Source organism: Prochlorococcus marinus CUG1438, from assembly GCA_017644325.1.
Classification (GTDB): domain Bacteria; phylum Cyanobacteriota; class Cyanobacteriia; order PCC-6307; family Cyanobiaceae; genus Prochlorococcus_A; species Prochlorococcus_A marinus_AA.
The window spans coordinates 358,779-372,840 of sequence record JAEPLS010000001.1 but is presented as its reverse complement, the minus strand read 5'-3'; the positions used below and the strand labels follow the sequence as shown (position 1 = coordinate 372,840).

Here is a 14,062-nt window from a genome sequence, read left to right as displayed (position 1 = left end):
AAATTTAATGAGTCAGATTATTAAACTAAGTCGATCTACTGTCGAAAAATATCTTACTTGTCCAAGATGTTGTGTTCTTGATAAAAAATATAAAATTAAACCTCCCTCGTTGCCATTTACCCTGAATATAGCTGTAGATAATTTATGTAAAAATGAATTTGATTACTATAGAGGAGTTCAAGATCCACATCCTTTATTTATAAAAAATGATATTGATGCTGTTCCTTTCAAACATGATGATTTAGAAATTTGGAGAAGTAATTTTCAAGGAATAAGATACAAGTCAATCGAACATAATTATGATTTTGGGGGTGCCATAGATGATGTCTGGCAGAAAAAAAACGGGGATCTTATTATTGTTGATGTAAAAGCAACGTCAAGAAATAACTTTAATTGGAGAGAGACTTTTAATAAATACGAATATGCAAAAGCTTACAAGAGACAATTGGAAATGTATCAGTGGCTTTTTAGGAAAAACGGCTTTAAAGTCGCAAAAGAAGCTTATCTTTTATATTTTAATGGAAAGAAAAATGAAGAGTTCTTTAATAATCAATTAAATTTTGATGTACATTTAATTAGAATAGAGTGCTCCACAAATTGGGTCGAACCCAAGATCATTGAGACTGTAAATCTATTACGTTCAGATTCTTTTCCAAAACCTTCATTGAACTGTGAATACTGTAATTATCTAAAGAAGCGTTGGGAATTATCAAAAACTTAATAATCATAAAATTTTTTATCCCTGGAAAAATTTTAAATAAAAGATAATCTTGAATTAGGTTATTGATACAATTGAATAATTCCGAAAGAAAGATAACTAATCATCTTCAACAAGATGTGGTAAAAGTATCTGGCAAAAAGGTTTTTATTAATCCTTTTTTGTATTGGCGAAGGTTTGACCAAAATACAAATAGATGGCTTCGTGAACCTGGTCAAATGTCCGAGGATCAAATTCGACCTAATAGGAACCGTTTTTATCCGGAAATAGAGTGGTCTGATTTAAGTCATGAGCAAAAGCTCATAAAAGATGCCACTGTTGAGATGTTTTTAAAAACTCTTGAATTGATTAGTACATTTCATCCTTATCTTAGTCCTGGACAGCTCTTAGAGGTTGAAAGGAAATTATCTATCATAAAAAAGGTTCCTTTTGAAAAGTGGGTTACAAAAGCTTTCGCCAAAAAAGCAAGATTATTAGAAATTGAAAAAAGAAAATTTCAAAGAGAAAGGTTTATTAATAGTTGGAGAGAATGGTTTAGTCTTGATAATACACAACAAGCTATTTTCCCATTAATAGTTACGTTATTTATTGCATCATTTGTTGGCTGGTCATTAGGAATATCCCAAAATAGTTGTAATCCTTATTTTGAACAAAATACAGATCAATTAGATTAATTTTTTCAGTAGTATTTTTAGTTATTAGTTTGAAAAAAACAGATTTTTAATTAAAATAATAGTAAATAAAAAATCATTAAAATAACTATAATTTATGAGTGAAAAAATTTCTTCAAATGATATTGAAAATGATGAGCTTGACTTTAATACTGAAGAAAGTGATTATGAAAATCTTATAACTAGACTCAAAGAGATAAGATCTACCATTGCTGTTTTGAAAAAGACAATATTTAGATAATTTTTACATTCTTGAAAAATAATAGTTCTAATAAAAACTCTTCCCTCAAAAGACAACCTTTAGTCTTACTTATTTTTTCTTCTGTTTCTTTCTTATTAATTTTTTTAAGGTTAATTTTTTTACAAGTATTAAATTATGACTCTTTTAAGAAAATGTCAGATGAGAATAGGATTAGGCTAATCGCTTCTCAACCCATACGTGGAAGAATTCTCGATAAAAATGGCTTTGTTTTAGCAGATAGTAGAGTTAAATATTCTCTAATAATAAAGCCTCAATCTATAAATAAAAGCTCTTGGGAAAAACAAAAATTAATTATTTCAAATTTGTTAGGTCTAGATAAAAATTATATACAAAAAAAATTCCTTAACGGTATCAAAAATCAGAATCTTTCTGTAAATATTATTGATGATTTAGGTGTTGATAAATTAATAAAATTTAAGGAAAATGAAGATATTTTATCTAGCTTTGAAATAGCTACAAGATTAATAAGAAACTATCCATATCAATCACTTGCCGCTCATGTTATTGGTTATACGCAGCCAATTACTGATTCAGAATATAAATTTTTATCTAAGAAGGGTTATAAATTAAATGATTTAATAGGGCGAACTGGCATTGAATATGCTTATGAAGATTTTATACGGGGTGAATGGGGCGGAGAGATGATTGAAGTAAATTCTTCAGGAAATTTTCAAAGGTCATTGGGTATTAAACCTCCAAGTCAAGGTAATGACATCAAATTAACTATTGATATGAAATTACAATTGGTTGCGGAAAAAGTACTTAAAGATAAAAATGCAGGAGCGATAATTGTGATGGATCCAAGAGATGGTGCAATAAGGGCAATGGCAAGTAAACCTACATTTGATTTGAATTTTTTCTCAAAGGATTTTAAACCTGAAAGAGAATATAATGCTTTGTTTAATTCCGATAAAAAACCACTTTTTAATAGAGCATTAAATCCCTATGATCCAGGCAGTGTTTGGAAAATAGTAACGGCTTTAGCTGGCTTAGAAAGTGGTAAATTTCCTGTTGATACTCGTTTAGAAACAAAACCTTGTATTACTTATGGAGGTCAATGTTTTAGAGAGCATAACGATTTAGGCTTTGGAGTAATAGGTTATGAAGATGCTTTAAGAGTTTCAAGTAATACTTTCTTTTATCAGATTGGAGATGGTGTAGGCGTTGATGAAATTTATAAGATTTCAGAAAAGCTTGGTTTTAACTCTTTATCTGGTATTGAAATTGCAGAACAAGAAAGTGGAGGATTAGTCGCTAGTAGTCAATGGGCTAAGGATGGAAGAGGATGGGGGAAGCCCGGTACAACACCTTGGCTTCCAGAAGATATTGCGAGCATGTCGATTGGTCAATTTGTCGTTCAAGTTACACCTATTCAATTAGCTAGAGCATATGCCGCAATTGCAAATGGTGGTTATTTAGTCACTCCTCATTTGGTAAAAAAAGATGGTGACTATCTTTCAGATAAAAGAAGAATAAAAATTGACATTGATCCAAAAAATATTCAGTTGATTAGAAGTGGTCTCGCGAAAGTTGTTGAATCTGGCACGGGCGTATCAATCAATTATGGAGTTTCAAATTTACCTCCCGTTGCAGGTAAAACTGGAACTGCTGAAGACGGTGAAGGTGGTTCAGATCATGCTTGGTTTGTTTGCTTTACACCTACTGAAAAGAGTGAGTTGTTGGTAGTTGCTTTTGCACAAAACACTCCCGGAGGGGGCTCAGTACATGCACTTCCTATGGCTAGAGAGATTTTGAAAGTTTGGATTAAAAAATGAAATTATTTTTTACCTGCAAAAAATTTATGTTTTTAATTTTTTCATTTGTACGAGTCTTTGAATAATATCTTCAACAGTTTTAGTGTCGACGGGTTTACTATATGAGGATAAAAGCTGTCTACCTAATACTTGACTTCCTAAATGTACTAATTGAATGCGTAATGAAGTAAGAAGTTCTAATCCAATACCACCAGAAAATGTTGCTATTGCGATTGGTTGACCATTAAATAAATTTCTGAAATCATCCCCTGAAATAGAAAGCCATGCTATGAAGTTTGAGAGAATGGGAGGTATTGATCCATTATATTCAGGAGCACAAATAACCCACTTTTCTATTGAGAAAAGCTTTTTTTTAATTTCTTTTATTTCAACTGGTATATTGTTTTTAGTATGTATTCGTGGATTAAATAATGGAATATCAAGAGTTGTAAGATCTAATATCTCAGAGTTTATTTTAAGTTCATTACTTTTTTCAAGGAATTTTTCAGAAAGTTCTAGATTTTTCCCACAACTAGCTGAAATAATTATTAGATCCTTTGATTCAGTCATAAATAAGATAAATAAATTTAATAGTTAGCACCAGTTTTACGGTGATGAACGGCTGTTAGACAATCGGACTTTAGTATATTACCGTGTTGTACTTCAGCGTATATTACCCAATGATCCCCACATTCCATTCTTTCTTTTACAGAAGCATCCAACCATGCTAAAGAGTTAGGAATTATTATCTGTTCATTAGGTGTTAATTCAATATTTAAACCTTCGAATCTATCTTCACCTGGTGAAAAAGGTTTTGTGAATCTTTTCAAAGGTTCTTTAAAATCTTTTTCACTTAAAATATTTAAAGCAAACATATCTCCAATCTGAAGTAGAGACTCCACTGATCTATCTTTTGCTACTGCAATACTTAATCCCGGAGGAGAAAAACTTGCTTGACTAACCCAAGATGCAAGCATAGCTCCTCTGATATTATTCTCATCTTTTCCTTTAGAGGCAGTTAGAATACAAAGTGAGCCAATTACTCTTCCAAGAGCTTGTAACTTTGGATCCGTTTTGCTCGTAATCATTCCAGTATCTGATTTTCTAGGTTTTTTATTAGCTTTTTTTATAATTTTTCTTCCAAAATGAGTTCCTATTTCTTCTAGCTCTTTGATTTTTGGTTTATTTGGACTGAATTTAATCCTTATGGGATTAAAACTAAACTGAAAACCACCGTCTTTTAATTTTGATTCAAGTAAATCTATCGCCTCGCCGCTCCAGCCAAAACTACCAAAAATTCCAACTGGTTTGTCTCTATTGCCTTCCGCTAGTAATGTCCCTAGTGCGCTTACTATAGGTGTTGGGGCATGTCCCCCAAGTGTGGGAGATCCTATTAAATATCCATCTGCATTTTGGATGGATTTTATAAGTACATCATTTGATGTAAATTCACAATTAATACTTTCCACTTCAACAGAAGTTCTATTGATCCCTTTGGCCAAAGCATCACCTATGGATGCTGTATTTCCATAAGCACTTGCATAAATAAGAGCGATTTTAGGATTATTTATTGAGAGATTGTCACCCCATCGAATGTAATCATTTAAAAAGCTTTTTAAGCTATATTCGATAGCTGGTCCATGCAATGGTGCAATAGTTCTAATCTCATAATCAGCAATTTTTTCAGTTATCGATACTACTTGATTAGACATTGGTGCCATCAAACAATCATAAAAATGTTTTCTATCAATATCTGTACTTACCCGATTTGTCTCAGACCAATATTCAGATGCAATGTGTGCAGAGAAAATTTTTTCACTTAGAAGTATTTCTTGATTACGTTCATAAATTATTAGGCCTCCAGGCCAACGTGCAGTTGGAATAGGGATTAACTCAAGTGAAATATTGCCTAATTCTAAATTCAGTTCCTTTTTGACTATGTTTATTTTGGGTAATTGAATTTCAACGAATTCTTTTAAGTTAGGATTTCTTTGATTCCAAAGTTCACTAATAAGTTTAAAGCCAGGATTTGAGCAAGTTATAGTTAAGTTTTGAAATTTCTTACTAACGTTTTTTATGGTGTCTATGATTTGGGGATTGATATGTCCAGATATAACGTTAATCTTTTTTAATTTATATTGATTAAAAAAGTTAGATAGTATCTCATTAAATGAGCTTAAATATTGCTTTTCAGGTGGATGAATAATAAAAAGTTCTTCATTATTTCTTATTAAAAAAGTGTTGAAAGAAGTTCCTTTTTCGAGATTAAACTCAAGTTCAAATCTTTCTTTATTATGATCAATAAATCTAATACAAGTAAAATTTTCACCAATTTCGAATTTTGAAAAGTTTTGATTTTCTGAAAGTAAGTTTATATTAATTTCTGACATTTTAAAGAGTTATCTATTAATAGTGATTAGCAACTTTTCTGTGATGAACTGCTGTCTTGCATGATAAGTCAGACACATTACCATTCTCAACAATTCCGTAAATTATCCAATGGTCTGGAGTCTCCAATCTAGAACTAACTTTACAATCTAAAAAGGCGAGTGAATCCGAGAGAACTGGTCCTCCTTCTGCGATGTTGCTAATTACATCTACATCTGCAAATCTATCAGCGCCAGGAGCAAATCTTTTTAAAAAATGTCTGAACATTTTTTGATAGTTATCTTCTCTCAAGATATTCACAACAAAACCTTTACCAACTTGCATATATGATTCAATAGCTCTATCTTTTGCTACTGCAACTGTAATACCTGGTGGAGAAAAACTTGCTTGACTAACCCAACTTGCTACCATTGCACTTTGTCTAAATGTCGAACCCTCTCCTTGGCTCGCTGTTACTACATATAATCCTCCACTTAACCTACCTAAAGCTTTATCTAAATTTGAGTCAAGGCTCTTCATAGAAGCAATATTTTTCTTTTTATTTATCAATTGACCCAAATCCGTTCCAGCTTCTTCGAATTGTTGATAAACGATGGGATCTGGAATCTTTTTAACTCTTAAAGGAGAGAAAGCTTCTTTTTGACCAAGCTCTCTTAACTTATTTGCTAAAGAATCTATCGGTTCATCATTTCCACCAAATGCATCATAGACAGCTGTAAATTGTTTTGATTTTAGTGCTGCAAATAAAGTACCAAGAGATTCTTTTAATTCATTATCTGAATCTACTGGCCATGTTGGTATGACCACTGCTTTTGATTCCGAAATTAAACTTGTTAATTCTTGGGGGTCAGAAGATCTTAAATCAATTAATTGAACCTGTGCATCTGCTTTACTTATTCCATGAGATATCGCTTGACTAAGTCGATCACAATATCCATAGTCGCTTATATAGCAGACTGACACAAAATCATTACCTTTGCTTTTATTGCTACTCCATTCTAGATATTTTCCTTTCCAAAAATTGACTTGATTATGAAGCAAAGGCCCGTGACCTACCGCTATTGTCTTTAATTCAGGTAGCTTATCTATTCTTTTAATTGCCTGAAGAACGCTTCTTGCGTTTGGTCCCATTAGGCAATCGTAATAAAAACGAAAATCATCATATATTTCTTTTTGATCTGTGTCATAAAATTCATCAGAACAATAATGGAGTCCAAATGCATCGCATGTGTAGAGAACATGAGTGCTGTGGTCATATGAAAAAATTGTATCTGGCCAATGTAAATTTGGTGCACTTATAAATTCAATATTATGTTCTAAACCGCTATTAGGATTAGTTCCGAGATTTAAAAATTCTCCACTCTTAACCTCTAGGCGTTTAAAGGGGATATGTATTTGGTCTTCAATAAATTTAAGGGCTAATTTTGATCCTACTACTGTGATATTTTGATTTAATTCAAGGAGATTTCCTATTAAACCAGAATGATCAGGTTCTGTATGGCTTGTAATTAGATAATCTACTTCTTGTGGATTGACCTTTTTCAGTAATTCTTCAAACCATAATTTTTCGAACTTTGCATGACTTGTATCAATAATTGCTATTTTTTCCCCTTTAATAATAAAACTATTGTAAGTAGTTCCATTTCTTAATCCAAATTCAATATCAAATCTACTGCGATCCCAATCCAAAGACCTTATTGCACATGAATCATCAGTGAAGTTTTGAGATTGAACTGTCAACTTGTTATTTATTTGTGCCAATTTAGAATCACTTGTCTGGGCAGAGGCTAGCATAGGACAAATCGCGTTATAGAATAACTCTAGTCATATAGAATATAAATCTGCGTGATTATTTTTGCGAAATAACCGAAATTACGCTTTTCTTATATTCTTCTTCTTTTTATTCTGAATAAATGACATCTCAACTAATTAAAAAAATAGTTACTGGAGATGAGATAAGAAATGCTTTTTTAAAATTTTATAGTGAAAAATTACATAAAATTATACCAAGTGCGTCCTTAATTCCAGATGATCCTACGGTTATGCTCACAATTGCTGGAATGTTACCTTTTAAGCCAGTTTTTTTAGGTTTAAAAGAAAGACCATCAAAAAGGGCTACATCTAGCCAAAAGTGCATAAGAACAAACGATATAGAAAACGTTGGAGTTACAGCTAGACACCATACTTTTTTCGAAATGCTTGGTAATTTCTCTTTTGGAGATTATTTTAAAAGAGAGGCTATTCAGTGGGCTTGGGAATTAGTTACTAATATTTATCAAATTTCTGCTGAAAATATAATTGTGAGTGTCTTTCACGAAGACGGAGAGTCTGCAAATATTTGGAGAGATGAAATTGGTATTCATCCAGATAGGATAGTGAAACTAGGTGAGAAAGATAATTTTTGGTCTTCTGGAAAGACAGGTCCATGTGGACCTTGTTCAGAACTTTATTATGATTTTCATCCTGAAAAAGGTTTGCAGAATATTGATTTAGAAGATGGGGATCGTTTTATTGAATTCTATAATCTTGTTTTTATGCAATATAATCGCGATCCTAATGGGAAATTGACAGATTTAAAATTTAAAAATATTGATACAGGAATGGGTCTTGAAAGGATGGCCCAAATATTGCAAAAAAAGAAAAATAATTATGAGACAGATTTAATTTTTCCTATCATTCAAAAAACTTGTGAGATTGCAAATATTGATTATCATTCTTCAAATGATAAAAACAAAATTTCTTTAAAAATTATTGGAGATCATACAAGAGCTGTTATTCATTTAATTTCTGATGGAGTAGCAGCAAGTAATCTTGGCAGGGGTTATATATTAAGAAGGCTTATTAGAAGAATGGTCAGACATGGGAGATTATTAGGCATAACAAATGAATTTTTACAGCAGATTGCTACTGTCGGGATCAATTTAATGCAAAATAATTATCCTGATTTAAATAATAATAATGATTTAATTTTGAATGAGATAAAAGTTGAAGAATTACGGTTTAGGGAAACTCTTGAACGGGGAGAGAAATTACTCGATGAGTTAATTTCTTCAGGGAATAAATTAATTTCTGGCTTTAAAGCTTTTGAACTTTATGATACATATGGATTTCCTTTAGAACTTACTGTAGAAATTGCTGAAGAAAATAATATCAGTGTTGATATAAAGGGTTTTGAAGAAGAAATGCATGCTCAAAAAGAGAGAGCTAAAGCTGCTTCAACTAATATTGATTTGACATTAGAGGGATCATTAGAGCGAGAAATAGATCTTTTTAAAAAAACTGTTTTTAATGGTTATGAGTTGCTTCTTTCGGAAGCTGAAATAAAGGGTATATTCTTGGATTCAAAATTAGTTAAGCAAGCAAGTGAAGGCCAGAAAGTTTTAATTGTTCTTGATCAGACAACTTTTTATGGGGAATCTGGTGGTCAAGTTGGTGATATTGGAACGATATTTTCAAAAGATGTAGAGGTTGTAGTTGGTAATGTTATTCGAAAGAAAAATGTTTTCTTACATCATGGAACGATCAAAAAAGGAACATTAACTCTTGGACAAAAAGTTAAGACTAATGTTAAATCCTCTAATAGAGTTAGGGCTGCTGCAAATCATACAGCGACACATTTATTGCAATCTGCTCTCAAATCAATTGTTGATGGAAGTGTTGGACAAAAAGGTTCATTAGTAGCTTTTAATAAATTAAGATTTGATTTTAATTCTTCTAAGCCTATTTCTAAAGATCAAATTTCTAAGATTGAGCGTCTAGTTAACTCTTGGATTCTGGAAAATCATATCCTAGAGATAAAAAATATGTCTAAGAGTGAGGCTCTTGAAAAGGGTGCAGTGGCTATGTTTGGAGAAAAATATGATGATGAAGTACGAGTTGTGAATGTGCCAGGAGTTTCAATGGAACTTTGTGGTGGCACACATGTTAAAACTACATCAGAATTGGGTTCTTTTAAAATAATTAGTGAGGAAGGAATCTCAGCCGGTGTAAGAAGAATTGAAGCATTATCTGGCCAATCAGCACTCGACTTTTTTAGTGATCGAAATGCTTTAGTCAATCAACTAAGTGATTTGTTAAAAGCAAATCCTAATCAACTTTTTGAAAGGGTTAATAAGCTCCAAGCAGAGCTTATTAATAAGAATAAAGAGATACAAAAAATGAAAGATGAAATTGCATTTTTTAAATACTCTTCTTTAAAATCATCTGCAAAAAAAATAAATTCTTTTTCAATTCTAGTAAGTCAGATTGATGGTTTAGATGGAAATTCTTTGCAATCTGCAGCACTTAATTTAACTTCTCATTTAGGAAATAAAGCAATAGTGATTCTTGGGGGAATTCCATGTCCAGACAATAGAAAGTTGTTATTCGTAGTTTCTTTAGGTGATGATGCTGTAAAAATAGGATTGCATGCAGGTAAATTAATTAATGAGATTGCAAGAATTTGTTCGGGAGGTGGAGGAGGGAAACCTAACTTTGCTCAAGCAGGTGCTAAAGATATTGATAAGTTAAGTGAAGCTTTAGATTATGCTAAAAATCATTTGCAAAAAAGACTAGAAAATTATTCTGATAAATAACTACTTTTTCTGAGGCTAATTTCGATTTGATCAATTAATTTCCTTGCTTCTTCTATAGTTAATTTTTCTTGATCAATTGCTGATTCAGTATTAATTCTTATAGATTCAACCAAAGAAGTCGAACTGTAATCTAATAATTGTAAAATTTCAGATTTACTGTCCTCCTTAATAATATTTTTGACCTTATATGAATTATTTTGATTTATATCTATATGAACGACGTTTGTATTGCCAAATAAATTATGCAAGTTTCCCAATGCTTCTTGATAAGCTCCAGTCATAAAAATTCCAATTAAATAATCTTTACCCTGTTCTGGCTTATGTAAATTTAGTAATGATTTAATTTTTCCATCATCAATAAAATTATTTAGTTTGCCATCTGAATCACAAGTTAAATCTGCAAAGTTGCCTTTGCAGAAAGGCTCTTCTAAGTGTCTATGTATTGGTAATATTGGAAAAATCTGATTGATTGCCCAGGTATCGGGAATAGATTTAAAGATAGATAAATTTGCATAATAAGTTGATGCAAGAGTTTCTGTAATTTCAGATAAATCAGGGTGATTGATTTCTTCATTATTCAGGTTATTAGAAATTTCTTTTGCGCAAGCCCAGGTTAGTTCTTCGGCGTAAGCCCTATCTTCCAAAGTTAAAAATCCTAATCTAAAAGCGACTAAGCAATCTTCTTTAAACTTTTTTGCATCGTTCCATAGTTCAATTATTTGAGATAAATTTATTTTTTTATTTTTAAGTTTTTTTAATTCACAGAAAGTTTCAAGTAAATTTGAAATGATTAATGATTTATTCTTTTCGTTGTTTATTTTTAGTTTGGAGCTTACATTGCTTGTTCCTAAGACATTAAAAATTAAAACCGAACAATGACTAATTATTGCTCTTCCACTTTCTGAGATTATAGTTGGATGTTTGATATTATTTATTTCACATGAATCTTTAATGGTTGCAATTACATCGTTAGCATAATTTTGAAGAGAATAATTAGTAGAGGTGCTGGAGGAGGTTTTAGTTCCATCGAAATCTATCCCTAATCCTCCTCCTACGTCGATATATTGCATTGGGGCTCCTAGTTTACATAGTTCTACATATATTTGACTAGCTTCTTGTAAGGCGTCTTTGATTACAGCAATATCACTTATTTGACTTCCTATATGAAAATGGAGCAATTTCATTTCGTTTATAAGATTTGCTTCTTTAAGTTCTTTTATTGTCGACATAATTTCTGGGATTGATAATCCAAATTTGGAATTATCTCCAATAGATTTGCCCCACCTACCACTACTTTTACTTGATAACTTTGCTCTAATTCCTATCAATGGAGTCGCTTTAAGTTCTTGAACTGTTTGAATAATTCTTTTTACCTCATCTCGTTGTTCAATAACTATTATTGGATTTTTGCCGAGTTTTCTGGCCAAAGTAGCAATCTCAATATATTTTTTATCTTTATATCCGTTGCATATTAATAACGAATTTTGGTTTTCAAGAAGTGCGAGGCCGATTAATAGTTCTGATTTACTTCCTACTTCTAAACCAAAATTCCATTGACTACCAAACTCTATTATTTTTTCTAAAACATTTTTTTGTTGATTACATTTGACAGGAAATACTCCTTGATAAATATTCTCATATTTGTAGGTTCTTATTGCTTTTAAAAAAGCATCATGTAGTGCGTTTATTCGATCTTTCAAGATATCGTTAAATCTTATGATTAATGGAGGATTTATTTCTCTACTCTTAAGTTCTTTGACAAGCTTGAAAAGATCAATTTTATTTTCAGATTTTATATCTTTAGTTACTGATATATTTCCTTTGGAATTTATAGAAAAATATTTATCCCCCCATTTATCAATGTTGTAAGTCGAAATACTATCTTCAATAGTCCAAGTATTCTTAAATTTTTTTGGCTCAAAATTGGTCAATTTATTTCTTAGTGATTAATAAATGTTTTTAAAATAACTCAAAACAATATCTTTTATTTTACTGATTACTTGCCAAGTTACCACCCAAAAGTTGAATATACAATAGAGTGATTATTAACTAAATGACCAAAGAGAGAACCTTTATTGCAATTAAACCAGATGGAGTTCAAAGAGGATATGTTGCTGAGATTATTGGCAGATTTGAAAAAAAAGGATTTAAATTGGTAGGATTAAAGCAATTAATCCCCTCAAAAGATCTTGCTCAAAATCACTATGGAGTACATAGAGAAAGACCCTTTTTTGGTGATTTAGTAGACTTTATTTCAAGTGGTCCTGTTGTAGCAATGGTGTGGGAAGGCGCAGGAGTTATTTTAAGTGCTAGAAAACTAATAGGTGCAACAAAACCTCTTGAAGCAGAGCCGGGAACAATTAGAGGTGATTTAGCTATTGATATTGGTAGAAATATTATTCATGGTTCTGATGGAGAAGATACAGCAAAATTTGAAATTGATCTATGGTTTGACGAAGAGGAATTATGTGAGTGGGAAACTTCTGATTCCAAATGGCGATCTGAAAATTAAAATTTAACTCTCAAATCTATTTAAACTAAATTTTTCTAAAAAGTTTTTTTCTATTTCTTTGAGACCTCTATTTTGAACTATTTTCAAAAGAAGATGACTTGTAATTGCAGAAAATAAAACTCCATTTCTGAAATGTCCCGTCGCTATAAAGAGGTTTTTAATTTTTGATTTTCCAATTATTGGTTTAAGATCTGGAGTGCAGGGCCTAAATCCCCACCAATGTTCCATTTGTGGCCAATTGATGGCCTCTGGTAATAAAGAACAGATCCCTTCTTGTAGTTGTTTTATTCCATAAGGAGTATTACCTTGATTAAATTTTGAATTTTTTTCAACAGTCGCTCCAACGATAATAAGTCCATCATCACGTGGAACTAGATAAGTTTTTGGACCAAAAATAACTCTTTTTAGAAAATTTGTTGGACCTTGTATTGATAACATTTGTCCCTTTACAGGAAAGACTGGAATCTTATTAAAAATATTTTTACTCCAAGCACCACTACATATAATTGCTTTTTCGCAGTTAATTTTTGTTAGTTCCCCAGTGGCACATAAAACTGTTGCACCAGTAATTTTGTTTTTTTCCAATATCAAATCCTTTACTTCTGATCCTTCTTGAAATTCGACTCCATGCAAGGAGCATGCTCGTTCAAGAGCACGCATCAGTCTTCTTCGGTTATCTATTTGACCATCTTGTTCAAAGAGTAAACCATGTTTCCAAATAGAATTTATTCCATTAATTTCATTTTGAAGATCTTTTTGATTTAAATATTTTCCATATTCAAAAGTGGGAAAATCTTCAAGATCTTTTTTATTTTTAAAAGGAACTACTATGCCACATTTTTTTAAACCGCATTTAACATTACTATCTTGTTCAATACTTTTTATCCACTTTGGAATTAGAAGTTGACTTTCTTGGCCAAATTTTAGTAATTCATCTTCGAGCCCTTCGGCATGAGTAGCTAACATTCCTGCAGCAACAAATCCAGCTGATTCATTTCTGTTTTTGCTTAAAACTAAAACTTTGAAGTTATTTCTAGAAAATTCATAAGCTATAGATAAACCTACAAGTCCGCCGCCAATGATTAATATTGAATTTTTTGTTTCTTTTGTCATTTAATAATTAATATTTTTATTTGTGTTTTGGTCCTCTTTTCCTTTATATCCAATAATATTAATAAAGAGA

At 31.4% G+C, this 14,062-nt stretch carries 11 protein-coding genes; 6 read left to right on the top strand and 5 right to left on the bottom strand.

Annotated features, from left to right (window positions below; all coding sequences use genetic code 11):
- Positions 1-7: 7 nt before the first annotated feature.
- The 4 genes from JJ847_02160 (at position 8) to mrdA (ending at position 3,426) form a co-directional block, all read left to right on the top strand.
- The gene (locus JJ847_02160) at positions 8-721 is read left to right on the top strand and encodes a PD-(D/E)XK nuclease family protein (GenBank protein ID MBO6959689.1); all 714 of its coding nucleotides are present in this window, start codon (positions 8-10) and stop codon (positions 719-721) included.
- 62 nt (positions 722-783) lie between these two features.
- The gene (locus JJ847_02155) at positions 784-1,392 is read left to right on the top strand and encodes a hypothetical protein (protein ID MBO6959688.1); all 609 of its coding nucleotides are present in this window, start codon (positions 784-786) and stop codon (positions 1,390-1,392) included.
- A 94-nt stretch (positions 1,393-1,486) separates the two neighbouring features.
- The gene (locus JJ847_02150) at positions 1,487-1,630 is read left to right on the top strand and encodes a hypothetical protein (GenBank protein MBO6959687.1); all 144 of its coding nucleotides are present in this window, start codon (positions 1,487-1,489) and stop codon (positions 1,628-1,630) included.
- An 11-nt stretch (positions 1,631-1,641) separates the two neighbouring features.
- The gene (gene mrdA / locus JJ847_02145; protein MBO6959686.1) at positions 1,642-3,426 is read left to right on the top strand and encodes a penicillin-binding protein 2; all 1,785 of its coding nucleotides are present in this window, start codon (positions 1,642-1,644) and stop codon (positions 3,424-3,426) included.
- Between the two features lie 24 nt (positions 3,427-3,450).
- Here mrdA and JJ847_02140 read toward each other — a convergent pair whose 3' ends face one another.
- The 3 genes from JJ847_02140 to JJ847_02130 are packed head-to-tail and all read right to left on the bottom strand — an operon-like array spanning position 3,451 to position 7,587.
- Positions 3,451-3,975: an NAD(P)H-dependent oxidoreductase gene (locus JJ847_02140; GenBank protein ID MBO6959685.1), complete on the bottom strand. Its 525-nt coding sequence runs from the start codon at positions 3,973-3,975 to the stop codon at positions 3,451-3,453.
- Positions 3,976-3,992: 17 nt separating this feature from the next.
- Positions 3,993-5,795 (bottom strand): diflavin flavoprotein, encoded by a 1,803-nt coding sequence (locus JJ847_02135; GenBank protein ID MBO6959684.1) that lies wholly within the window; start codon positions 5,793-5,795, stop codon positions 3,993-3,995.
- Between the two features lie 16 nt (positions 5,796-5,811).
- Positions 5,812-7,587, bottom strand: coding sequence for a diflavin flavoprotein (locus JJ847_02130; GenBank protein MBO6959683.1), 1,776 nt, complete (start codon positions 7,585-7,587; stop codon positions 5,812-5,814).
- 119 nt (positions 7,588-7,706) lie between these two features.
- On the opposite strand from JJ847_02130, the gene alaS reads away from it, so the two are divergent.
- Positions 7,707-10,367 carry an alanine--tRNA ligase gene (alaS, locus tag JJ847_02125; protein MBO6959682.1) on the top strand — a complete coding sequence of 887 codons (2,661 nt, stop codon included), beginning with the start codon at positions 7,707-7,709 and terminating at the stop codon, positions 10,365-10,367.
- Here alaS and speA read toward each other — a convergent pair.
- Positions 10,352-12,298, bottom strand: coding sequence for a biosynthetic arginine decarboxylase (speA, locus tag JJ847_02120; protein ID MBO6959681.1), 1,947 nt, complete (start codon positions 12,296-12,298; stop codon positions 10,352-10,354). The genes alaS and speA overlap by 16 nt on opposite strands.
- A gap of 122 nt (positions 12,299-12,420) precedes the next feature.
- Between speA and ndk the strand changes: the two genes are divergently transcribed.
- Positions 12,421-12,879 carry a nucleoside-diphosphate kinase gene (gene ndk / locus JJ847_02115; protein MBO6959680.1) on the top strand — a complete coding sequence of 153 codons (459 nt, stop codon included), beginning with the start codon at positions 12,421-12,423 and terminating at the stop codon, positions 12,877-12,879.
- A 3-nt stretch (positions 12,880-12,882) separates the two neighbouring features.
- Here the strand turns inward: ndk and JJ847_02110 are convergent, their stop codons facing one another.
- The gene (locus JJ847_02110) at positions 12,883-13,992 is read right to left on the bottom strand and encodes an FAD-dependent oxidoreductase (protein MBO6959679.1); all 1,110 of its coding nucleotides are present in this window, start codon (positions 13,990-13,992) and stop codon (positions 12,883-12,885) included.
- Positions 13,993-14,062 lie beyond the last annotated feature (70 nt).

Bases quoted from the DNA above. Each gene is read 5' to 3' on its own strand.
- ndk (MBO6959680.1), top strand. From the start codon at position 12,421: ATGACCAAAGAGAGAACCTTTATTGCAATTAAACCAGATGGAGTTCAA.
- JJ847_02150 (MBO6959687.1), top strand. From the start codon at position 1,487: ATGAGTGAAAAAATTTCTTCAAATGATATTGAAAATGATGAGCTTGAC.
- JJ847_02135 (MBO6959684.1), bottom strand. From the start codon at position 5,795: ATGTCAGAAATTAATATAAACTTACTTTCAGAAAATCAAAACTTTTCA.
- JJ847_02160 (MBO6959689.1), top strand. From the start codon at position 8: ATGAGTCAGATTATTAAACTAAGTCGATCTACTGTCGAAAAATATCTT.
- JJ847_02130 (MBO6959683.1), bottom strand. From the start codon at position 7,587: ATGCTAGCCTCTGCCCAGACAAGTGATTCTAAATTGGCACAAATAAAT.
- alaS (MBO6959682.1), top strand. From the start codon at position 7,707: ATGACATCTCAACTAATTAAAAAAATAGTTACTGGAGATGAGATAAGA.
- JJ847_02110 (MBO6959679.1), bottom strand. From the start codon at position 13,992: ATGACAAAAGAAACAAAAAATTCAATATTAATCATTGGCGGCGGACTT.
- JJ847_02140 (MBO6959685.1), bottom strand. From the start codon at position 3,975: ATGACTGAATCAAAGGATCTAATAATTATTTCAGCTAGTTGTGGGAAA.